The 23,113-nt window shown below is 48.9% G+C and carries 22 protein-coding genes and 1 tRNA gene; 10 read left to right on the top strand and 13 right to left on the bottom strand.

The genetic code is table 11. From position 1 onward, the window contains the following. The first annotated feature begins 7 nt into the window (after positions 1-7). The 3 genes from def to GM173_RS12575 all read left to right on the top strand — a co-directional run bounded on the left by def (position 8) and on the right by GM173_RS12575 (position 1,557). Positions 8-544, top strand: a complete 537-nt coding sequence (gene def, locus GM173_RS12585) for a peptide deformylase (protein WP_203571734.1) — start codon at positions 8-10, stop codon at positions 542-544. Continuing rightward, positions 537-884, top strand: coding sequence for a translation initiation factor Sui1 (locus GM173_RS12580; RefSeq protein WP_203571733.1), 348 nt, complete (start codon positions 537-539; stop codon positions 882-884). Before def ends, GM173_RS12580 begins: the two co-directional genes overlap by 8 nt. Positions 885-1,008: 124 nt before the next feature. Next, entirely contained in the window at positions 1,009-1,557 is a 549-nt protein-coding gene (locus GM173_RS12575; RefSeq protein WP_203571732.1) for a GNAT family N-acetyltransferase, read from the top strand. Between the two features lie 86 nt (positions 1,558-1,643). Here GM173_RS12575 and GM173_RS12570 read toward each other — a convergent pair. From GM173_RS12570 to GM173_RS12560, 3 genes are all read right to left on the bottom strand, one after another. Beyond that, a tRNA-Leu gene (locus GM173_RS12570) sits at positions 1,644-1,728 on the bottom strand. A 189-nt stretch (positions 1,729-1,917) separates the two neighbouring features. Next, positions 1,918-3,411, bottom strand: a complete 1,494-nt coding sequence (locus GM173_RS12565; RefSeq protein WP_203571731.1) for a glycoside hydrolase family 13 protein — start codon at positions 3,409-3,411, stop codon at positions 1,918-1,920. Between the two features lie 169 nt (positions 3,412-3,580). Continuing rightward, complete coding sequence (locus GM173_RS12560) at positions 3,581-4,183, bottom strand: GDSL-type esterase/lipase family protein (RefSeq protein WP_203571730.1); 603 nt, start codon at positions 4,181-4,183, stop codon at positions 3,581-3,583. A gap of 192 nt (positions 4,184-4,375) precedes the next feature. On the opposite strand from GM173_RS12560, the gene GM173_RS12555 reads away from it, so the two are divergent. The 7 genes from GM173_RS12555 to GM173_RS12525 all read left to right on the top strand — a co-directional run bounded on the left by GM173_RS12555 (position 4,376) and on the right by GM173_RS12525 (position 12,072). Further along, on the top strand, positions 4,376-4,621 hold the full coding sequence (locus tag GM173_RS12555) for a hypothetical protein (RefSeq protein ID WP_203571729.1): 246 nt from the start codon (positions 4,376-4,378) through the stop codon (positions 4,619-4,621). A 235-nt stretch (positions 4,622-4,856) separates the two neighbouring features. After that, on the top strand, positions 4,857-5,912 hold the full coding sequence (dinB, locus tag GM173_RS12550; protein ID WP_203571728.1) for a DNA polymerase IV: 1,056 nt from the start codon (positions 4,857-4,859) through the stop codon (positions 5,910-5,912). A 186-nt stretch (positions 5,913-6,098) separates the two neighbouring features. Beyond that, a complete protein-coding gene (locus GM173_RS12545) occupies positions 6,099-8,030 on the top strand; it encodes a type IV pilus assembly protein FimV (RefSeq protein WP_203571727.1) in 1,932 nt (643 codons plus the stop codon). Positions 8,031-8,114: 84 nt separating this feature from the next. Beyond that, on the top strand, positions 8,115-9,050 hold the full coding sequence (gene hemC / locus GM173_RS12540) for a hydroxymethylbilane synthase (RefSeq protein WP_203571726.1): 936 nt from the start codon (positions 8,115-8,117) through the stop codon (positions 9,048-9,050). After that, positions 9,047-9,817, top strand: coding sequence for a uroporphyrinogen-III synthase (locus GM173_RS12535; RefSeq protein WP_203571725.1), 771 nt, complete (start codon positions 9,047-9,049; stop codon positions 9,815-9,817). The genes hemC and GM173_RS12535 overlap by 4 nt, the downstream gene beginning before the upstream one ends. 21 nt (positions 9,818-9,838) lie before the next feature. Then, positions 9,839-10,882, top strand: coding sequence for a uroporphyrinogen-III C-methyltransferase (locus GM173_RS12530; RefSeq protein WP_203571724.1), 1,044 nt, complete (start codon positions 9,839-9,841; stop codon positions 10,880-10,882). Further along, positions 10,879-12,072 (top strand): heme biosynthesis HemY N-terminal domain-containing protein, encoded by a 1,194-nt coding sequence (locus tag GM173_RS12525; RefSeq protein WP_203571723.1) that lies wholly within the window; start codon positions 10,879-10,881, stop codon positions 12,070-12,072. The genes GM173_RS12530 and GM173_RS12525 overlap by 4 nt, the downstream gene beginning before the upstream one ends. A gap of 53 nt (positions 12,073-12,125) precedes the next feature. Here the strand turns inward: GM173_RS12525 and GM173_RS12520 are convergent, their stop codons facing one another. The 10 genes from GM173_RS12520 to atpA all read right to left on the bottom strand — a co-directional run bounded on the left by GM173_RS12520 (position 12,126) and on the right by atpA (position 23,109). Beyond that, a complete protein-coding gene (locus tag GM173_RS12520) occupies positions 12,126-12,590 on the bottom strand; it encodes a SixA phosphatase family protein (protein WP_203571722.1) in 465 nt (154 codons plus the stop codon). Continuing rightward, on the bottom strand, positions 12,591-14,669 hold the full coding sequence (ppk1, locus tag GM173_RS12515) for a polyphosphate kinase 1 (protein WP_203571721.1): 2,079 nt from the start codon (positions 14,667-14,669) through the stop codon (positions 12,591-12,593). It abuts the gene before it with no gap. 223 nt (positions 14,670-14,892) lie between these two features. Continuing rightward, on the bottom strand, positions 14,893-15,159 hold the full coding sequence (locus GM173_RS12510; protein WP_203571720.1) for an oxidative damage protection protein: 267 nt from the start codon (positions 15,157-15,159) through the stop codon (positions 14,893-14,895). A gap of 46 nt (positions 15,160-15,205) precedes the next feature. Continuing rightward, positions 15,206-16,297 carry a redox-regulated ATPase YchF gene (ychF, locus tag GM173_RS12505; RefSeq protein ID WP_203571719.1) on the bottom strand — a complete coding sequence of 364 codons (1,092 nt, stop codon included), beginning with the start codon at positions 16,295-16,297 and terminating at the stop codon, positions 15,206-15,208. Positions 16,298-16,544: 247 nt separating this feature from the next. After that, the gene (locus tag GM173_RS12500; protein ID WP_203571718.1) at positions 16,545-17,156 is read right to left on the bottom strand and encodes a YecA/YgfB family protein; all 612 of its coding nucleotides are present in this window, start codon (positions 17,154-17,156) and stop codon (positions 16,545-16,547) included. Positions 17,157-17,256: 100 nt separating this feature from the next. Continuing rightward, positions 17,257-18,630: a bifunctional UDP-N-acetylglucosamine diphosphorylase/glucosamine-1-phosphate N-acetyltransferase GlmU gene (glmU, locus tag GM173_RS12495; protein ID WP_203571717.1), complete on the bottom strand. Its 1,374-nt coding sequence runs from the start codon at positions 18,628-18,630 to the stop codon at positions 17,257-17,259. Positions 18,631-18,813: 183 nt separating this feature from the next. Then, positions 18,814-19,236: a F0F1 ATP synthase subunit epsilon gene (locus GM173_RS12490; RefSeq protein WP_373309378.1), complete on the bottom strand. Its 423-nt coding sequence runs from the start codon at positions 19,234-19,236 to the stop codon at positions 18,814-18,816. Positions 19,237-19,253: 17 nt separating this feature from the next. Continuing rightward, on the bottom strand, positions 19,254-20,633 hold the full coding sequence (gene atpD / locus GM173_RS12485; RefSeq protein WP_203571715.1) for a F0F1 ATP synthase subunit beta: 1,380 nt from the start codon (positions 20,631-20,633) through the stop codon (positions 19,254-19,256). A 36-nt stretch (positions 20,634-20,669) separates the two neighbouring features. Further along, positions 20,670-21,539 carry a F0F1 ATP synthase subunit gamma gene (gene atpG, locus GM173_RS12480; protein ID WP_203571714.1) on the bottom strand — a complete coding sequence of 290 codons (870 nt, stop codon included), beginning with the start codon at positions 21,537-21,539 and terminating at the stop codon, positions 20,670-20,672. A 28-nt stretch (positions 21,540-21,567) separates the two neighbouring features. After that, the gene (gene atpA / locus GM173_RS12475) at positions 21,568-23,109 is read right to left on the bottom strand and encodes a F0F1 ATP synthase subunit alpha (protein ID WP_203571713.1); all 1,542 of its coding nucleotides are present in this window, start codon (positions 23,107-23,109) and stop codon (positions 21,568-21,570) included. Between the last annotated feature and the right edge of the window lie 4 nt (positions 23,110-23,113).

Genomic DNA, 23,113 nt, shown 5'->3' with positions numbered 1-23,113 from the left:
CGCCATCATGCCAATTCGTCCTGTGTTAAAAATGGGTGAGCCTTTGCTGTTAGCCAAGGCTGCGCCCGTCACCGAATTTGATACGCCCGAACTGCATGCGCTGATAGTCGATTTATTCGACACCATGATCGCGACCCATGGCGTTGGGATTGCCGCGCCGCAAATCGGCGTCAGCCTGCAGGTCGTTGTGTTTGGTTTCGAGCAAAACGAGCGCTACCCCGATGCGGATGTGGTGCCACAAACGATACTACTCAATCCAGTGATTACTCCCCTTGATGAAGCAATGGAATCAGGCTGGGAGGGGTGTCTCTCGGTACCCGGCTTACGTGGTTTGGTGCCACGCTATACCCAGATACGTTACCAAGGCTTTGACCAATTCGGAACGCCAATTGATCGTACCGTCAGCGGCTTTCACGCTCGTGTGGTGCAACATGAATGCGACCATCTGTTTGCCGTGCTCTATCCACAACGCATCACCGATATGACGCAATTTGGCTATACCGACGTGCTATTTCCACAGCTCAAGGCAGGACAAGATGAGTAAGAAATCCAGCGGCGGTCTTGTTTACTCCACCGAACACGGCTGCATGTGCCCCGCTTGCCGCCAGCCGCAAGCTGCCTGCATTTGCAAAGCCGCACTTCCCACCGGTGACGGCATCGCCCGCGTCGGCCGCGAAGTACGGAAAGGCAAAGCGGTGATTGTGGTGAGCGGATTGATTCTCGACAGCGCGGAACTCACGAAATTGGGCAAACAACTCAAAACCATTTGCGGCACGGGCGGCACAGTCAAAGACGGCCAAATCGAGATTCAAGGTGAACACCGCGATGCGGTGATGGCAGAACTAGCCAAGCGTGGGTTTAAAGTAAAGCGCGGCGGCGGCTGACTATAACTTTCAGTTCTTGCTGCACTTCTGAATAGCTTCATTCCATTCGCATGATCAGCTCGTTTGATTCGCCAAATTCGAAAAGCAAAGATATGATCGTATTTTTAACTTACACCATCCACCAATGTCCATACTGCTACAAAAAGCCAATTTAACAATTCGCCCTTTTGTTGCAAGTGATGCAACAAGCTTTGCCGCGGCGGCACGTGAATCAATGGCAACTGTTGGACGCTGGCTGCCTTGGTGTCATGAGCAGTTTTCTGAAGAGGATGCGCTTGGCTGGTTTGCGCATTGTGAACAGGCACGAGCAGCAGGATCTGCCTATAGTTTTGGTATTTTTTCTACTGAAAATTCAGAACTGATTGGCGGGATAGGCTTAAACGAAATCATTCGTTATAACCGAAGCTCAGCCAACCTTGGCTACTGGATCCGTGAATCTCGGCAGCGCCAAGGCATAAGCACCCAAGCTATACAAATGATGAGCCAATTTGGCTTTCAAGAATTAGGCTTATTGCGTATAGAGATTGTAGTAATTGATCACAACTTGGCCAGCAATGCAGCAGCGAGAAAAGCCGGAGCTCAATTTGAATGCTGGGCTCGCAATCGTTTAATTCTCAATAATGTTGCCCATACTGCGGCGGTCTACTCTTTAATTCCCGAAACAACTGAATAAAAAGCAAAGTATTCAAGCAAAAGTAAACATTACGCTCAGTCTAAACGCAAAAAAGCCGATCATGAAGATCGGCTTTTTCTTGTATCTGGTGCCCGGGGCCGGACTCGAACCGGCACACCTTGCGGCGGCGGATTTTGAGTCCGCTGCGTCTACCAATTCCGCCACCCGGGCATGAGTGTGTTCTGTGTAGGAGGCGGATTATTCACGAATTCATTGGGCTTGGCAAGCGTTTTTAGTAAAAATTTTTGTCCACGAAAAACACAAAAGGCACAAAAATTAAAATCTGCTGGCCTTGCTACTCTTTAGTGCTGACCTTTGTTCGTGATTTTCGTATCTTTCGTGGACTCTCGCTGTTAACCCTCAGCGATTGCGCGGTTTGAAAAAGGTGTAATTTTGATACGGCTCGAACGCCTCAAAGATCGCCACGGTTCGGGCAGGGATTTCAAGCTGCACACTGCCCGCATTCAGCTTCAAATTCGGCGCGTGACCCAGCGCATCGCGCAGCGGCACGCCGTCGTACCAATGCGAGTACGGAATTAGCAATTTGGCGCTCAGCGGCGCATCGCTTAAATTCATCACGACCAAGGCGGCTTCGCCCGGCACATCAGTAAATCGTAAGAAAACCAAGGTATTGCCCTGCAGCCTATCGCCTAAAACGCATATATCGCCATACTGCAAGGCAGGGTTCTTTTTACGGATATAAATCAGCTGCTTCACCCAAGCGCGCTGGGCGTGATTCCACTCCGCCTCGTTCCAACGCATAGTACGACGGCAATCAGGATCGGCACCGCCTTCCATGCCGATTTCCTCACCGTAATACAGCAGTGGAATCCCCGGCAACGTAAATTGCAGTGCCAGCGCCAACTGTGCGTCGGCAACATTGCCTACAGTGGTAATCAAGCGCGGCGTATCATGGCTAGACAACATATTCCATGAGCACAGCAAACCTTTCAGCCCATACGCTTCGCGCGCATCGCGAATCGCCGCGTTCATTTGGACGCCGTCAATGTCACCAGCCAGCCACGCCAAAATGGCGGTGCGATACCAGTAATTCATCATGCCACTAAAACCGCCGCCCGCTTGAAACCAAGCGCCGGAAAAACCATTCAATTCACCCAGCAAGCCCGCTTGCGGATACGCCTTGCCAACAATAGCAGCCATTTCTTGTGCGACGGGTATGCCCACATCCTGCGCGACATCAAAGCGCCAGTTGTCGATACCCCTCGCCAGCCAATACTGTACCAAGCTTTTTGGCTGCGCATACAGCACATCGCGCACGGCTGGATTGGCTAAATTCAGCTCCGGCATCAAGCCGTAATCTTGCCAGCACAAATAGCTGCCATCGTCCTTAAACGTAAACCAATCGCGCTTTTCAGCGTCACCTGCTTTGGCCGCCAAAAACCACGGATGAAATTCAGAAACATGATTCAGTACCGCATCCAGCGTTAAACTCATTCCGTGTTGATGCAGCATATCGATTAAGCGTAGCAAAGCCGCTTCGCCGCCAAACATCGCGTCTATCGTAAAAAAATCAGTCGCGTCGTATTTATGATTGCTCGGCGCGCTAAATACCGGCGTTAAATACACGCCGGTCACGCCCAATTCGCTCAGATAGTCGATTTTGTCGGCGATGCCATCCAAATCGCCGCCAAAGAATTGTTTGCCCCAGGGCTGATTCAACGTGCTGTCATCCCAATCGCATTTGGCTGCATCAGCCACGTCATACGCAGCATTCGCGAGTTTTTCTGCACTGCTTTTCCCACTACCAATCGCAAACCGCTCGGGGAAAATTTGATAAATAATCTGGCTGGCACGTTGGCGAGTTAGCGCGTCGAGCGAAGTCGAATCGGTCATGGCAGGCTCACAGAGTTAGTTAAAAAGGACAACAATCGGAGTCCACGAAAGACACGAAAAGCACGAACCCAGCAACACACGAAGTCCAACTTAGGATCATATATATTTATTGATGAATTTAAGTTTTTTCGTGCCTTTCGTGTTTTTTGTAGACTAATAGATTTAGCGGTCAATCACGAATCGCACCGTGCTCTTTTAATAATTCAGCCATCGCAGCAGCAAACTGCGCATAACCCGCCGCATTGGGATGAACAGCATCTGATTTCAAGCTGGCTTTGCGCAAAATATCCCACCATTGCTCTTCCGCCAGCACCACATCGGCCTGCTCGGCAAGCTCGGCATACAAAGGATGCGGCTTTGGCGGGATGGACAAACTTGGTACCGCTAACAATACCACTGGAATATTACGCCGCTTGAGTTCGCTGAGCATCGCCGCTAGATTGGCTTTAGCGTCTTCCGGCGGTAAGCGCTGCAAAAAATCATTCCCACCTAAGCCAAGCAGCACCAGCTTGGGCTTCACCTCGTCCAAAGTATCATTTAAACGTTGCAAACCCTGTGCTGTCGTTTCACCCGGCACGCCAGCATTAACCACGGGATGCGCAATCAAGCGACTCAATTGCGTTGGATAATCCTCGCCTGCCGCAGCGCCCGTGCCGAAGGTCAGGCTATCACCATAGGCCAAAATAACGGCATTAGCTGGCAATGGTTCAAGCTTGGCCTGACCGCACGCAGTCAGCAATCCCAGCAAAAACAGCAACGATAAAAAGCGCATCGGCTTGCCCTCAAATTACTAAAAACATATAAATTACAACACCCGACAATATTTTCTTAACTGCAACAAATCGGTAAAAATATAATCGGATACTCTAGATTCTGTTTAACAAAACCTAGCCCTCTTTAGAGCAAAACGTCGTTGCTCAAGCAATGGCCAGCGCTCTTCAATAAGCTGTAAATTGGAGACCTCATGATAGAGCACAATTACATTCTGAAGCTTATTTCCATCCAAGGTACCGAACGCGCGATTGCTACGGGCACCTACGATTCAATTCTCAACGCTTACAATATGAAACGCAAAAAACTCACCGTTGGCCAACGCGTAACGATGTCACGCCGTTGCGAAACTGGTGATATCGTCCTCAAAACTTGCGCCCCCGGTGGTCGCAAATACCCAGAGCAACGCAGCTATTCAATGGCGAGTTATTGCCGCTGAATTTTTACTTCAACGATTGACGATTCACCCTCGTGCTTCGTGAGGGTGAATCAATTTAGGCAAACCCTCACAGCTATTGGGTATGTGGTTAAAGCCTAAATTTAGCAAAGATTTCAAGCAAATACCCAGCACCATTAAATCCCAGCCACCGCCTTTTATCTGTAGCAATGCAGAATTAAGTGATTTTCAAATAGAACGAACGTACAATTAGTTTTATTTGCTCGGCGAATGACCCGTGCTGATTCAACGCAAAATCATTCACATCGATTGCGACTGCTTTTATGCGGCCGTAGAAATGCGCGACCATCCCGAATGGCGGAATGTGCCGCTCGCCGTTGGCGGCTCCAGTGATCGGCGTGGTGTGTTATGCACTAGTAATTATCCTGCGCGCCAGCTCGGCATTCGCGCGGCGATGTCGACGTTCCGCGCACAACAATTGTGCCGCGATCTGATTATCGTGCCGCCCGATTTTCCACGCTATAAAGCCGCCTCAATGGCGATGCGAGCAATTTTTGCCGATTACACTGATGTGATCGAACCCCTGTCACTCGATGAAGCGTATCTGGATGTCAGTGGGCAGCCGCATTGCGCAGGCAGCGCGTCGCGCATGGCGGCAGAGATCCGTGCGCGAATTGAACGAGAAATCGGCATTACCGCCAGCGCAGGCATTGCGCCGAATAAGCTACTCGCCAAAATTGCCAGCGATTGGCACAAACCGAATGGGCAATTTGTGATTCGCCCGCAAGATATTGCTGAATTTATGCCCGCGCTGCCAGTCCGAAAACTATGGGGTATTGGCAAAGTAACTGCAGAGCGATTAGCTCAGCGCGGCATACATACCTGCGCTGATATTCATGCTCGCTCACTAGAGCAATTGATTAGCGAATGGGGGCGGCTCGGCAGGCAATTGTATGAGCAAGCGCAAGGCATCGATCATCGCCCAGTTGCCACAGCAGAGCGTCGAAAATCATTGTCGGTAGAAAACACTTACGCCCATGATTTAGGCTCTTTGCAAGACTGCCAAAACGCGTTGCCCGCTCTGTACCAAGATTGGCAATCACGGATGCGGCGCGCCAGCGGCGAGCGTGCGCATAAAGCGTTTGTCAAAATCAAATTTGCCGACTTCACGCAAACCACCGTCGAATGCATCTGCCCAGATCCGCATTTAACAACCTTTCTTGGCTTACTCGAACAAGGCCTCAAACGCAGCCCACAAGCGGTGCGCCTACTGGGTCTGGGGGTGCGCTTTAATGAATCCGCGACAATCCCACAGCAACTTTGCTTGTGGTAACACGGCGAGAAAAGAGACGGGGCTGCAGATTTTGGCTTGGGTAATTATTGCGAGGCGAATTAGAAAACAATCAAAATTAATATTTGCTAATATTTCAAAAACGCTCAAACTCAATTGATATCGGAATAAAACGATTCAACGGCAAGACTTTAATATTTCTTGAATTGAAAAGCATAAGGCCCGACAATGATTGAAATAATATATTCATGGTTTTATTGCACGATGCATGATTTAAATTTCCGCCGCAGCCCGCTATACACGGCCATCGCCATCTTGGGTTTAGCGATGCCTTTGGCACACAGCGTGACACTCGGCGAGTTGCAAATGCAATCGTATGTCGGGCAACCCTTTCGCGGCTTAGTACCATATCGCTTAAACTCAGGTGAAACGCTGCACGAACAGTGCATTGAACTACAACACGGCAATTCTGAATTACCCAGCATCGGTGCCGCCACAATTCAACTGCGACCAAGCAGCGATCAAGCTGGTTCATTCCTGATTGAGTCCCGCTCTGCGGTTGGCGAACCCATGGTGGCGTTCACGATTCAAATCGCCTGCGGTAACCAACAGATCAGCCGTAATTTTACTGCGTTTTTAAATATTGCTCCGGTCACGAACGAACGAGAAAAACTCACTCGCTTTGCCGTGCGTGAACCAGAACAAAAATCACGAAACACTGATTCCACGCCACTGAAAACAGTAGAAGAATTTGTTGTAAAAAAACCGATTACACTCAAAGAGCTCACCAAGCGCTATTACCCTGCCCATACCCCACAATACCCACGCTATTTACAAAAACTGAGTAATACCAATCCAGATCTTGATCCAAATGCCGAACTCAGCGTCGGCACAACAGTCATCATTCCCGAACGCCTTCGTTCGGTTAAGAAAAAAACCGCGCCAACTACCGTAGTTGAAAGCGGTCAATTACGCCTTGATGCCGCCACCCCAAGCGCCCCAAATTCCCCAGCAACGCCGCAATCGGCGGCTCAATACACCAAAGAACTCGAGCAAAAGGTCAAGATGCTGGAAGACCTTCAGTTGCAAATGCAACTTGAAGTCGAACAACTGAATCAAAAAATCATCGCACTGAATGCCGCAACGGCTGCTAGCCCCGTGATGGCTGCTACCAGCGCCCCACAGCTTGCTAGCGCCACCCCAGCCCAGAACATTACCGCCAGCCAGCCCCTAACTACCCCAGACCAAACCGACTCAAGTTCAGCCCTCCAGCGCTGGCTGATTGGTGGAGGACTCGCTCTGGTTGCGGCGGGCGCAGCGCTTATCGCTTGGCGTCGCCGTCAATCGAGTCCAGACCAAGCATGGTCACCCGAACAAGAAAAAACAGCCCCCACTTTGATGGGGCAACTCAACGCCTTCACTAAGCGTAATAAAGCAACTGAGCACGCCACCATGATGTCGATGTTGCATTCACCAGACCAAGGCATCGAAGTCAGTGATTACGGCAGCAATGATTTAGCACAAATCCAAATTATGCTAGCGCAAGGTGATGTGTCCGAGGCCATTGATTTACTGTACAAGAGTATCGATGAAGAGCCAGAAGACATCGAACGCTGGCTCATGTTGTTCCGCATTTTCCGCCAACAGGGCATGAAAACTGAATATGCCGCGCTCGCTAAAAACTTACGCCTTGTCGTTAAAGATGAAGCCGATTGGGAATTAGTTCGCAATATTGGCGCTAAACTTGATCCTGACAACCATCTTTATCGCCGAACTGAAAATCCACTCAGCGAAGTCGCTGATAACTCTCGCCCAGCCCACCCTCATGTTGATTTGGACATTCATCCAGAGGTAAGCCCCGCATCGATGATGCATGCATTTATGACGCCCCATGTTGCGCCACCAGCGGCTTTCGTCGCCACAAGCATCGCGACCAATACACCGAGCGCTGATGAGATGCTGCTTGACCTGCAGCTTCCCGAGACTACCGAAAATCAAATTCAAGATAGCGCACCAATTCACACCAACGCTGAACCGATACCGGTATTTGAAGTTGATTTATTACCCCCATTTAACATCAATGAAACCCCGCTCAATTGGGATGAGCCCGCAATAGAGCCAACACCACCAGAACCGCAACCACCCAAATCCAGCATTTGATTCATGATCGCCGTTACAATCCAAACTCTGAGCAGCGGCGGGCATGTTAAACTGCGGTTTTTCTAGTTTGCCCAAGGATTTCATATGAGCCCAACACAGCCCTCTAAAGTGGTCATCGCCACCCGCGAAAGCCCATTGGCGCTTTGGCAGGCTTATCATGTGAAATCTTGGCTGGAAAGCACCTATCCGACACTTTCTGTCGAGCTGTTGGGCATCACAACGCAAGGCGACAAAATTCTCGACGTCACATTAAATAAAATTGGCGGAAAAGGCTTGTTCGTCAAAGAGCTCGAGCAAGCAATGGTCGAAGGCCGTGCCGATTTAGCGGTACACTCAATGAAAGATGTACCGATGGTGTTGCCAGAAGGCTTTGCCCTGGCGGCAATTGGTGAGCGCGAAGACCCTCGTGACGCGTTTGTATCGAACCGCTTTAAGCATCCGGATGAATTACCGGAAGGCGCGATTGTCGGCACCGCCAGCCTGCGCCGTGAAAGCCAAATCCGCGCCTTATACCCGCATTTAGTCGTCAAACCTCTGCGCGGCAATGTCGGCACACGCCTCAAAAAACTCGATGATGGTGAGTTTGACGCGATTATTCTCGCCGCAGCAGGTTTAAAACGCTTGGGTTTAGCGGAACGAATCACCTGCGAACTATCGCCAGAAATCAGTTTACCCGCTCCAGGCCAAGGTGCCGTCGGCATTGAAATTCGTGCAGATCGTGCTGATTTAGTGGCGCTACTTGCGCCGTTCAATCATGCGGTCACCGCCGCTTGCGTGACTGCAGAGCGCGCTTTATCGCGCCGCCTCAATGGCTCATGCCAAATTCCACTGGCCGCTTATGCCACCGATGAAGAAGGCTTTTTACGCCTGCGCGGTTTGGTGGCCATGCCCGATGGCAGCCAACGCGTCGTTGCTGAGTCAAATGGCTCACACGCCGCCGCCGATGGTTTGGGTCGCATCGTGGCTGATTTACTCTGCACCGAAGGTGCGCGCGAGATTCTCAAACAACTAGCGCCATGAGTTTGCCATTGAGCAGCTATCGGATTTGGATTACCCGCCCTGCCGCTCAAGCTGGGTATTTGTCTGAATCCATTGTAAAAAAAGGTGCTGAGGTTTATACCCTGCCATTACTTTCGATCAGCCCAGCTACAGATCAGAGCGAACTTAATGATGCACTGAGCCGCTTAGTCCAATTTGACTTAGCCGTATTCATTAGCCCTTCGGCCTTAAATGCCGTTTTTGCCAAATTAAACTCGCCATGGCCCAAAGATTTACCGATTGCGGTGGTCGGCCCTGGCAGCGCTAAACGCGCGGCGGAACTTGGTGCCAAACGCATCATTTGCCCACCGACGCAATTTGACGGAGAAGGCTTGCTCCAAGAACTCGGCGCACAAACGGGCAAAAAAATCGTCTTGTTTCGCGGTAATGGTGGCCGCGATATTCTGCCGGCAGGTTTAAGCGCAGCGGGTGCCAGTGTGACGGTAGTAACCGCATATCAACGCAGCGCCCCGACGCTCGATGTCAGCGAAATCGAATATCAATTGCAACGAGGCTGCGATGGTATTGTCATTTCCAGTTCAGAAGCCGCACAACACTTATTTAACTGGGCTGGAGGCGAGACGCGGCTCAAGCTACAATGTGCATTATATTTTGTTCCGCACCACCGAATTGCCGAGGCACTACAGGCCAATGGGGCCAACCATATCGTGCAAACCGAGGCGGGTGATGATGGCATTACCCAGTCGATTTGCCGGTATTTTGCACCGGTTTTATCTCCAAAAGAGTAATCTCTAAAAGTGTAGAGCCTGATGAATCAAGACAACGCATCCAATACTTTTTCCGCTGCCCTTAGCCAACCTCCCCGCCGGCGCTTACCACAACCCGCGTTGGTATTGGCCTTGGTCGCACTGTTGGCCAGCGGCGGCGCTTGGCTATACCAACAAAATGCGATGGAGACACTCAAACTAGATTTGAGTCGTGAGCTCGCCAACAACAACAAATTACAACAAGAGTTGCGCTCACAACTGCTGATGCAAAATCAAGCTCAGCAACAATTCTTAGCACGGCTCACCATCCAAGAAGGCAAACAAGCCGAAGCTTTGGCACGGCAAGAATCACTGAACGTAATGTACGATACGCTGACCCGCGGCGAAGCATTGCATAGTTTGGCCGAAATTGAGCAAATGCTGTCATTTGCCAGCCAGCAATTGCAAATTGCGGGCGACGTCAACAGCGCGCTGACCGCACTCAATAATATTGACCAACAATTGCAGCGTTTAAATCGCCCCGAACTCATCAGTGTACGTCAAGCGCTCACACAAGATATCAATACACTAAAGAGCACACCTTACGTCGATGTGATTGGCCTCACCGCCAAAATCAATAGCTTAATCGACAGTGTTGAGCGCCTACCATTGCTGATTGATGCGGGGCATGATCCAAAAGGCATGCCGTTCAAAGCCAACCCCAATCACAATCCAATCCAACGTTTTGGTGCCGAAGTTTGGCATGAATTTAAACAACTCATCCAAATCCGTCGAATTGATCAGCCTGATTTGATTTTGCTGTCGCCGGAACAAAGTTTTTTCCTGCGTGAAAATATCAAATTACGCCTACTCAATGCCCGTTCAGCGCTGCTATTACGTAACGAGGCAGCATTCCGAGCGGACATTGCGGCGACAGTCCGCTACTTACAGCAATTTTTCGATGCGCGCGCACCAGCCACTGATAATGCAATCAAAGTATTGCGCCAGCTCGAATCGCAACCACTGGCCATCACCCTACCCGATCTCAGTGCCAGCTTAAATGCAGTTCGTAGCGCACGCACCATGGCTGAGAGGGCAAAACCGTGAAATTTTTGATTTGGTTTATTGGCTTATTTGCATTAGCGGTTGGCTTAACACTGTTTGCTGAATTTAATACAGGCTATGCCTTAATCTTCTTACCGCCATGGCGCGTTGAGATTTCGCTGAATATTTTTATTGTTCTATTAATAAGCAGCGTGGTGGTGCTCTATCTAGCACTCAAAATGTTCGCGGAACTAAGCGGATTACCCGAACGGGTTCGACAATATCGTGCTCGCCAGCAAGAACGCGCCTCAGTTCAGCTCGAACGCGAAGCCCGAATTGCCTTTTATGAAGGTCGCTATCAACGCGCCGAACGTCTTGCTAGCGAAGCTTTTGCGGCCGCACAACACGCCGATGATGCGTTTGCTGCCAATGGCCTACTTGGCGCACGAGCGGCGCATGCCATGCGCGACTACGATAAACGCAATGCTTACTTTGAAAAACTACAAGCCCGCCTTGGCGCACAACATTTGGCGACATTAATGTCGATGGCTGAATTATTCCTCGATGAGCGCCGTTATAACGAAGCGAGCCAAGCGATTAGTGCTGCGCGAGAAATAACGCCGAAACTGACCGCGGCGATGAAAATCGAGCTACGCCTGCGCCAAAAAGAGCGTAACCCAGAAGCCGTACTCAAATTAGTTGATCAACTGACACGCAGCGAGGCGATGGACTCAGAACAAGCCGCGCATATTCGTATTGCCGCGTATCAACAGCAACTGCGGCAACACCCAATGACAGCACGCGAGCTCAAAGATTGGTGCCGCAAGCTGCCAGAAGCAGAGCGCCTCAATCCACAACTAGCCGCCAGCATTGCGAGTCTATACCAAGAACAAGGCGAAACCCTCTTGGCACGCGATACTTTAGCTGTGGCGATCGATGCTGAGTGGAGTGGCGAATTGGTCGAGCAATACGGCCTATTGAAGATAAGCGGCGAAGAACTGAACCAGCAATTGCAGCAAGCAGAACAATGGCTAAAATTGCATCCGAACGATCATCGCTTATTGCTCACACTCGGTCGCTTATGCCGCCAACGCGAGCTATGGGGTAAGGCGCAAACCTATTTTGAGGCCAGTATTGCGATTAAACCGACAGCAATTGCACATGCGGAATTGGCCGGTTTACTCGATCAGCTGGAGCGTAATGAAGAATCCAACTTCCATTACCGCGCTAGCTTGGCTATTGCACTGGCCTAATTTTGCAGAATCAATAAAAAAGGTGGCTTAAGCCACCTTTTTTAATTGCCGAATCAAAGTAAGTCCGGACTTAACGCCGCTTTCAGCACATACTTCACTCGACCATCATCCATCACCCTACGCTGAATCCACCATATACCACCTTTACGGGTATTCCAGTCTAGCTCTTTGCCTGTTACCAGCAAAGAAGCCACTTCACCTAGGTTGGGTTGGTGGCCAACGATCACGACAAACTTACCAATGTCGCGTGGCCAGCGCGCAGCTTCCAGATAACACGCGTTATGGCAGCCCGGATTCAGCTTGGGATTGATTTCATACTGCGGGTTTAGATATTGCGCTGTTGCTTGACTGCGTACTGCCTCACTAGCGATCAAGCGATATCCAGCAACATCTTTTAACTGCCGACGCAGCCATGCAGCTACTTTTTTAGCCTGCTTGACCCCTTTCGGGGTCAATGGCCGTGCCAAATCATCAACACCATACTCAGCATCGGCATGCCGCCACAAAATTAAATCCATTTAACTACGATCACCAGCAGCTAAATCCGCCAGCAACTGCCCTTGTGCAGAACGAACTTTATCGCCACGTGCAACTTTGCGGCGGTAACGGCCATCTGAGAGCATTTCCCAAGCTTGGCTATTATCGACTAAGAACGGGCGCAGGCTCTCGCGAATCACCCGACGCTTCACTTTTGGATTCAAAATTGGGAAGGCAATTTCGATTCGACGGAATAAATTACGCCCCATCCAATCGGCACTTGAAAGATAAACATTTTCCTCACCATTATTGAGGAAATAGAACACCCGATGATGCTCTAAGAAACGACCAATAATAGAGCGAACTCGAATGTTCTCCGATAAACCAGGAATGCCCGGACGTAGTGCACACACACCACGAACAATCAAATGAATCGTCACACCTGCGGTTGATGCTTCATACAATTTATCAATAATGGAAGGCTCAAGCAGCGAATTCATTTTGGCAATAATGACCGCTTTACGGCCTTCTTTTGCGTGGACGATTTCGCGCTCAATCGATTCAATAAATTTGCTATGCAAAGTAAATGGCGCTTGCCACAATTGATGATGATCACCGGCCAAACCCAAACCCGTTAGCTGCATAAAGACATCGTTCACGTCGCTGGTGATTTCTGGGTGCGCAGTTAATAAGCCAAAGTCGGTATACAACTTAGCAGTGCGTGGATGGTAATTACCCGTACCAACGTGCGCATAACGTTTCAGTTGCCCTTCTTCCCGGCGCACAATCAGCAACATTTTGGCATGAGTTTTATAGCCATACACACCATAAACAACGTGAGCGCCAGCACGCTCGAGTTTTGCAGCCCAATTAATATTGGCCTCTTCGTCAAAACGCGCCATTAACTCAACCACGACCGTAACTTCTTTGCCTCGGGCAGCTGCTTCTTGCAGCGCATCCATCAGCACGGATTCCGCACCCGTGCGATAAATCGTCATCTTGATCGCCACAACATGCGGGTCACGTGCAGCCTGCTGCAACAAATCAACCACCGGCGTAAAGCTTTGATAAGGATGATGAAGCAGAATGTCTCCATGGCGGATCGCAGCAAAGAAATCCGATTGCTTACGTAACTCTGGTGGAATACCGGGCATAAATGGCAAAAACTTCAAATCAGGACGATCAACCTGATCCGGCACTTGCATCAAACGCACCATATTCACCGGCCCATTGACGCGATAAATGTCATCAGCATTCAAGCCAAACTGCTCGGACAAGAAATCTTGCAAATGCCGTGGACAATTATCTGCTAACTCTAAACGCACAGCATCGCCGTAAGGACGTTGCGATAGCTCACCTTCAATCGCCGCACGCAGGTCTTTAATATCTTCATCATCCACCGACACATCTGAATCGCGTGTCACGCGGAACTGATAGCAACCAAGCACATGCATACCAGCAAACAATTCATCAATATGCGCATGCAAAATCGACGACAAGAACACAAAGCCGTGCTGCGTGCCGGCAATCTCATCCGGCATTTTGACAAAACGCGGCAAAATACGTGGCGCTTGCACAATCGCAATCCCTGAATTACGACCAAATGCATCCCTGCCTTCCAGCTCAACGATAAAGTTCAGAATTTTATTCGATAGGCGTGGGAATGGATGGGATGGATCCAAACCAATCGGAGTCAAGATTGGCATCAATTCACGGAAAAAATAATCTTTTACCCATGCACGCTGTGCATCAGTCCATAGGCTGCGACGGAAGAAATAAATCCCTTCAGCCTCCATCGCTGGGAACACCGTTTCACGCAACACTCGATATTGGCGCTCAACCAAGTCGTGCGCTTCTTTGGCCACCAGCTCAAATGCCTGATGCGGCGTCATTCCTTCCGGCAATAAGCGAGAAGGATTCAAGCGCATATTTTCTTTCAACCACGCCATCCGCACTTCAAAAAATTCATCCAAATTGCTCGATACGATACATAGAAATTTCAAACGTTCGAGCAATGGATTGCGTACGTCTTCTGCCTGAGCCAAAACGCGGCGATTGAATTCGAGCAAGCCCAATTCACGATTAAGCAAAAGTTGGTTATCGGCAGGTTTATAAGTCATGGCAGCGCTCTTTGGTGGCGATCAATTAAATTAAATGCAGTTTATTTTCGGCATCCAAAAATAAACGTTATGAAACGAAGTTCAGTCTTAGGCAGCGTTGTTTGAAAGCAGCCGCACAGCAGTCAACATACACAAAGGCGGCGCAACGAAACAACGACATTCATGCTGTTCTTTCCGTACTTACAGACACAACAGGCCGCATTATGCGGCCTGTGTCATTACATTATTGTGGAACGTAACCTTGGATGGCATCGGCGCCTGAACCAAAGAAATAGTTCTCAAGCTGTTGCTGCAAGTACTTGCGCGCGCTTGGATCTGCAAGGCTCAAACGGTTTTCATTAATCAACATCGTTTGGTGCTTGACCCACGCCGCCCAAGCTTCTTTAGAAACGGCATCGTATACTTTTTTGCCTAATTCACCCGGCAAAGGAGGGAAATCAAGACCTTCAGCTTCGCGGCCTAATTTAACACATTGAACAGTACGGCTCATTTAATGCTCCAATTTTATGACAAATATATTTCAAATAAATGACACACTAAACGTTGAACAAGAAATTCAAGACATCACCATCCTTAACGACATATTCTTTACCTTCAGCACGCATTTTGCCGGCCTCTTTCGCCCCTTGCTCACCCTTGTAGGCGATAAAGTCTTCAAACGAAATGGTTTGTGCACGAATAAAGCCGCGCTCAAAATCAGTGTGAATTACACCAGCAGCTTGCGGCGCAGTATCACCTTTACGAATCGTCCATGCGCGAACTTCTTTCACGCCAGCCGTAAAGTAGGTTTGCAAACCAAGCAATTCATAGCCGGCACGAATCAAGCGATTCAAACCAGGCTCTTCTTGACCCAAAGACTCCAAAAATTCGACTTTATCAGCATCGTCAAGTTCAGCAATTTCACTCTCAATCGCAGCACATACGGCGACCACGGGCGCACCCTCTGACTCAGCATGCGCGCGAACTTTATCTAATAACGGATTATTCTCAAAACCATCTTCTGCTACGTTCGCGACGTACATCGCGGGCTTAATCGTGAGCAAGCACAACGGTTTGATCGCTGCTTTTTCTTCATCTGATAGTTTTAATGAGCGCGCAGGACGACCTTCATTGAGGTGTGGGAGCAGTTTTTCCAATACGGCAATTGATGCCAACGCTTCTTTGTCACCGGAACGGGCTTTTTTACCATCACGTTGAATCGCTTTTTCAACCGTAGTCATATCGGCCAACGCCAATTCAGTACCGATCACAATAATGTCATCAATCGGATCAACCCGACCAGCAACGTGAATAATATTGTCATTTTCAAAGCAACGAACCACATTCACAATCGCATCCGTTTCCCGAATATTAGCCAAGAATTGGTTACCCAAGCCTTCACCTTTACTCGCACCAGCAACTAGCCCTGCGATATCAACAAATTCAACAATCGCAGGTTGAATTTTTTGTGGATTCACGATTTTCGACAACTCAGCCAAACGCGGATCAGGCACTTCAACGATGCCTGTGTTTGGCTCAATGGTGCAGAAAGGATAGTTAGCGGCTTCGATACCAGAATTGGTTAGCGCATTAAACAGCGTAGATTTGCCGACGTTGGGCAATCCAACAATACCGCACTTGAGACTCATGAATCATTCCTTGCAGGGCGATTAGCGCCCAATAAATACTAAACCGTCAATTTTAACCGAAGCGCAGCACTGTGAGCACAAATTAGGCAAAAATCGAAACTGTTTAATCACGAAACACAGCAAAAATTCAAAGTATTTTATGCAAAACGATTCAAAACCAGCACCATTTCAGTATACCGATCTACGCCAGAATGACGTTCTTTTGAATCTGTTGCAGAATCAATGCTTTATCTAAACATTACGATAATTAGTGCAATTGACGCTTATTGCGCGATGTTCCTCTATTTTCACGAAAAAAATCGCGAATTTCGATCACCATCTCAGGGATTTGTTCGGCCACCTCATTATCATGACGCACCAGATCGATCCCTTCTTTGAGCATATCTGCACGCATCTCGTCGTCCGAACCACTCATGATGGCCATAAACATAAACTGACCTTCTTCTTCATCGATCAATGGTTGCCATTCTTCTTCAGCTAAACCAGCACCAAAGCAGAAACCCAAGCTCCATTCTTCGATGCTCGAGTTTTGCATCGATTCATCTTCCCAATACAGCAAAGGCTCGTACACCGGCGGATCTTGTGCCAATTCATCAGCGATTTGATTGTACAAACGCATCACCAAATTAATGATTGCATCGCCTTCCGGCAGTGCAAATATGGCGGCCTCAGGTCGATCCCAAATTTGTCCTAACCACTGACTGGGCATCACGGTTGCAGGGCCAATTAAGATGGCAGTCAAATAACCGTGTAGCATCGACAAAGACATCGCATCTTTGCCCACCGCATCTGAATACAGAAATTGATCAAGCTGATCTAATTCTTCATCAGTCAAAGGTTGGTCAAGTAATAGGGACATAGACTACTCCAGATATAAAACACTTAATCACAATCGATTAATCTACGGGTATATGGCTGTAGCAATTCAAATAAAAAAGCAAGCACCACATACCCAGATACTATTTAGCTAGTTTCTTCGGGCGTTGCCAACCAGATAAAGTCAGTTGCTTCGCACGCGCAATCGTCAACTCGCCAGCTGGCGCATTTTTGCTTATCACCGAGCCAGCACCGGTCGTTGCGCCTGCGCCGACCGTCACTGGTGCGACTAAGCAATTATTACTACCAATAAATACATTATCCTCAATCACCGTGGTGAACTTGTTGACGCCATCGTAGTTACACGTAATCGTGCCAGCGCCCACATTCACGGTAGCACCAATTTCAGCGTCACCAATATAGCTGAGGTGGTTCACTTTCGAGCCAACACCAACGGTTGATTTTTTAATTTCAACAAAATTGCCAACGTGTACTTGCTCAGCCAATTGCGCCCCAGGGCGTAAACGCGCATAAGGGCCGATCAAACTACCGGCACCAACGACAGCATCTTCTAAATGACAAAATGGATGAATGACTACGCCATCGGCAATGGTTACGTTTTTCAGTACGCAATTGGCACCAATCATTACGCCTTTACCAAGCACGACTTCACCTTCAAAGACGCAATTCACGTCAATCAACACATCTTGACCGTGTTTGAGCGTACCACGCACGTCAATTCGCGCCGGATCAGCCAAACCAACACCAGCGGTCAGTAGGGATTTAGCGATTTCGGCCTGATGAATTCGCTCCAAGCCTGCCAACTGCAATTTATTATTAATCCCTTCCGCTTCCCAGTGATCTTGCGGCTGTACGGTGGCGATTTCAACACCATCCCGCACCGCCAGTGCGATCAAATCAGTCGCGTAATATTCGCCCTGCGCATTATCGTTTTTCAATTCCGATAACCATCCGGCAACGCGAGCGGTTGGTAAAGCTAAAATGCCAGTATTCATTTCACCAATTTTGGCTTGTTCCGGCGTGCAATCTTTTTGCTCGACAATGCAAGTGACCTTGCCAGCGGCATCGCGAACGATACGACCATAACCCGTCGCATCGTCCAAAATATCAGTCAAAATGCCCAGTTTGTCGCCCTGACTGGCAGCTAGCAAGGATTGAATTGTTGCAAGGCGTGTTAAAGGCACATCGCCATACAGCATCAGGGTAATGCCGCCTACGCATTGTGGAATGGCCTGTGCCAATGCATGCCCCGTTCCTAATTGTTCAGCCTGATGTGCCCATGCTAGATCCGTTTGAGCGGCCAACTGCGCCTGCACTTGCTCACCGCCATGACCGTACACAATCACCATTTTTTGCGGCTGCAATTGGCGCGCCGTATCGATAACATGCTGAACTAGCGGTTTTCCTGCTAAACGGTGTAACACTTTTGGCAGGCTTGAATACATCCGCTTACCTTGCCCTGCCGCTAAAATCACCACGTTTAATGCAGTACTCATCTTTTAATACCTATATAAAATTAATCAATTGTCGCTATTCTAATCTTCAACAGAATGCACGCACAGCATGACATCACTTTATTGCGTTATCTGTCATGCTCGCCTAGCAATAGATAAAAAAAAGGCAGCCTAAGCTGCCTTTTTATTTTTTAAGATCGCTAATTTTGCACGATTAATGCAGAATTAGTGGCTTCCTCGCTTCAATTTAGACACCACAGCCAATTTGGCTACTGCATCCATCAATTCAGCCTGCGCCATAGCAAAGTCCATCGACGTAGAATGATTTTTCAATGATTCTTCAGCGCGGCGTTTAGCTTCCAACGCTTTTGCTTCGTCAATGTCAGCGCCACGAATCGCAGTGTCAGCCAATACCGTCACTCCATCCGGTTGAACTTCAATCATGCCACCTGATACAAACAGAATGACATCATCTTCGTTCGAGTTGGCGATCTTGATACGGATCGCACCCGGACGAATGCGGGTCAGCAACGGAGCGTGCCGCGGCAAGATGCCGATCTCACCTTTGTCCGCTGGCGCAGAGATAAACTCAGCAGCACCAGAGTAGATCAGTTCTTCAGCACTAACTACGTCCACACGCATGCTCATGGCCATCGCTTAACCCCTTATTGCATCGATTTGGCTTTTTCGATCGCTTCTTCGATGCCGCCAACCATATAGAAGGCTTGCTCTGGAAGGTGATCGTAATCGCCATTCAAGATGCCCTTGAAGCCCTTGAGGGTTTCTTTGAGCGGAACGTACTTGCCTGGTGAGCCCGTGAAGACTTCAGCAACGTGGAACGGTTGCGACAAGAAACGTTGAATCTTACGTGCACGTGATACAGCCAATTTGTCTTCTGGAGACAATTCGTCCATACCCAGAATCGCGATAATGTCTTGCAATTCTTTGTATTTTTGCAGAGTTTGCTGAACGCCACGCGCTACAGTGTAGTGCTCGTCGCCAACCACTTGCGGATCCAATTGACGTGAAGTTGAATCGAGTGGATCTACCGCTGGATAGATACCCAAAGATGCAATATCACGGCTCAGAACAACAGTCGCATCCAAGTGAGCGAAAGTTGTTGCTGGTGATGGATCGGTCAAGTCATCCGCAGGAACGTAAACGGCTTGAATCGATGTAATCGAACCCGTTTTGGTTGAAGTGATACGCTCTTGCAGAGCACCCATCTCTTCAGCCAATGTTGGCTGGTAACCTACCGCTGAAGGCATACGGCCCAGCAAAGCGGAAACTTCAGTACCGGCCAATGTGTAACGGTAGATATTGTCAACGAAGAACAGAATATCACGGCCTTCGTCACGGAAGTGTTCCGCAATCGACAAGCCCGTCAACGCAACGCGCAAACGGTTACCTGGAGGCTCATTCATCTGACCGTAAACCATCGCCACTTTATCAAGAACGTTAGAGTCCTTCATTTCGTGGTAGAAGTCGTTACCCTCACGAGTACGCTCACCTACACCAGCGAACACAGACAAACCGCTGTGCGCTTTAGCGATGTTATTGATCAATTCCATCATGTTAACGGTTTTACCCACACCGGCACCACCGAACAGACCCACTTTACCACCCTTAGCAAACGGGCAAACCAAGTCAATAACCTTGATACCTGTTTCTAAGAGATCAATACTTTGGTTCAACTCATCGAATTTTGGCGCAGCTTGGTGAATTGCACGAGTTGCCTCGCTGTTCACAGGACCTGCCTCATCGATTGGGTTACCCAATACATCCATAATACGGCCTAGCGTAGCGTTACCTACTGGAACCATGATTGGTGCGCCAGTATTGTTTACGCTTGTACCGCGTTTAAGACCATCGGTACTACCCATGGCAATGGAGCGCACTACGCCGTCACCGAGCTGTTGCTGAACTTCTAGCGTCAGATCGATATCTGCGAGTTTGAGCGCGTCATACACCTTGGGGATGTTGTCACGCGGAAATTCCACGTCAACAACTGGCCCAATGATTTGTACGATTTTACCTTGGCTCATCGTTTTTCCTAATCCAGTTAATCCGTCAGGGCCCAATTAAACTGCTGCCGCGCCGCCAACAATTTCCGAAAGTTCTTTCGTAATTGCCGCTTGACGCGTTTTGTTATACAGCAGTTGCAGGGAGCCGATTACATTGTCCGCGTTATCAGTCGCAGCCTTCATTGCCACCATACGTGCAGCTTGCTCTGATGCGATGTTTTCCGCAACGGCTTGGTAAACCAACGCCTCGATGTAGCGGTTCATCAAATCATCAACAACCGTTTTTGCATCTGGCTCATATAGGTATTCCCAATTGTGCGCAGATTTCGGTTTTTCAAATGCTTCGCTTGCGAGTGGCAATAATTGCTCAATCACTGGCTCTTGTTTCATCGTATTGATGAAACGCGTGTAAACGATATGCACTTCGTCTACTTCACCCGCGATATAAGCATCGATCATTACTTTGATCGGGCCAATCAGCTGTTCCAGATGGGGCGTATCACCAAGGCCAACAGCGGAAGAAATTACCTTCGCACCATTACGCTTCATGAAACCCAAACCTTTATTGCCGATTGCTGTCACGGCGGTTTCAACGCCTTTGTCATGCAATTCTTTCATTTTATTGAAAGCCGAACGCAGAGCGTTGGTGTTCAAGCCACCGCACAACCCTTTGTCCGAAGACACCATAATCAGGCCGACCCGCTTGACGGTGTCGCGCTTTTGGAGATATGGGTGCTCGTAGTCGACTAGAGCTTGGCTCAAGTGGCCAGCCACATTACGGATTTTTTCACCGTAAGGGCGGGCCGCTTTCATACGCTCTTGCGCTTTGCGCATTTTCGACGTAGCCACCATTTCCATGGCGCGGGTGATCTTTTGCGTATTTTTTACGCTCTTGATCTTAGTACGAATCTCTTTACCGCTTGCCATGATTTGATCCTTTTATCAACGTCTCAAATCAGTAAGCAGCGCCAGCTTTAAAGGCATTTACCGCTTTCATGATGATTGCTTCGTCGTCTGCTGAGAGGTCGCCCTTCTCATCAACGCGATTCAATACATCAGCATGGTTTGCTTTCAAATCGCTCAAGAATGCAGCTTCGAAAGCCAAGGCACGATTAACAGCAACGTCATCATAAACGCCCTTGTTAATCAACAGCAGGGTTACACCCAACTCGCCGACTTTCATTGGTGAGTACTGAGCTTGTTTCATCAGCTCGGTCACCATCTTGCCGCGTTCCAATTGCTTACGAGTTGCTTCGTCAAGGTCAGAAGCGAACTGAGCAAAAGCAGCCAATTCACGATACTGAGCCAATGCCAAACGCACACCGCCACCCAATTTCTTGATGACTTTAGTTTGCGCTGCACCACCAACACGTGAAACCGAAATACCGGCATTCATCGCAGGACGAATACCCGCGTTGAACAAGTCAGTTTCCAAGAAGATCTGACCGTCAGTAATCGAAATTACGTTAGTTGGAACGAATGCAGAAACGTCACCCGCTTGAGTTTCAATGATTGGCAGTGCAGTCAATGAGCCTGTTTTGCCTTTTACAGCGCCGTTAGTCAATTTCTCAACTTCATCAGCGTTGATTCGAGCAGCACGCTCTAGCAAACGAGAGTGAAGATAGAAAACGTCGCCAGGGAATGCTTCACGGCCCGGTGGGCGGCGCAACAGCAAGGAAATTTGACGGTAAGCAACGGCTTGTTTAGACAAGTCATCGTACACGATCAAAGCATCTTCGCCGAGGTCGCGGAAGTATTCACCCATCGTGCAACCAGAGTATGCAGCGATGTATTGCAATGCAGCAGCTTCTGAAGCTGAAGCAGCAACAACAATGGTATGACCCAAAGCACCGTGCTCTTCCAATTTACGAACGACGTTCGCAATCGAAGATGCTTTTTGACCAATCGCCACGTAGATACAAGTAACACCAGTACCTTTTTGGTTAATGATCGCGTCAAGCGCAACGGCAGTCTTACCTGTTTGACGGTCACCAATGATCAACTCACGCTGACCACGGCCCACTGGAACCATGGTATCAATTGATTTGATACCAGTTTGCAATGGTTGTGAAACCGATTGACGGGCAATAACGCCTGGTGCAATTTTCTCGATTGGTGCAGAAAGCGTAGTACCCAATGGGCCTTTGCCATCTACAGGTTGACCCAAGGCGTTCACAACACGGCCGATCAATTCACGACCTACTGGAACTTCCAAGATACGGCCAGTACATTTAACCTCATCGCCTTCAGCGATGTGTTTGTAGTCACCTAAAATAACAGCACCAACAGAATCGCGCTCTAAGTTAAGCGCCAAACCGAAGGTATTACCCGGGAACTCCAACATCTCACCTTGCATCACTTCCGATAAACCGTGCACACGCACGATACCGTCAGTTACCGACACAACAGTACCAGTCGTGCTGGATTGTGCGCCTTGCGGTAGATTTTGGATCCGAGCTTTAATCAGTTCACTGATTTCGGACGGATTAAGTTGCATGATT

It is taken from the genome of Deefgea chitinilytica, from assembly GCF_016881405.1.
Classification (GTDB): domain Bacteria; phylum Pseudomonadota; class Gammaproteobacteria; order Burkholderiales; family Chitinibacteraceae; genus Deefgea; species Deefgea chitinilytica.
This window is presented reverse-complemented; position numbering and strand designations above follow the sequence as displayed.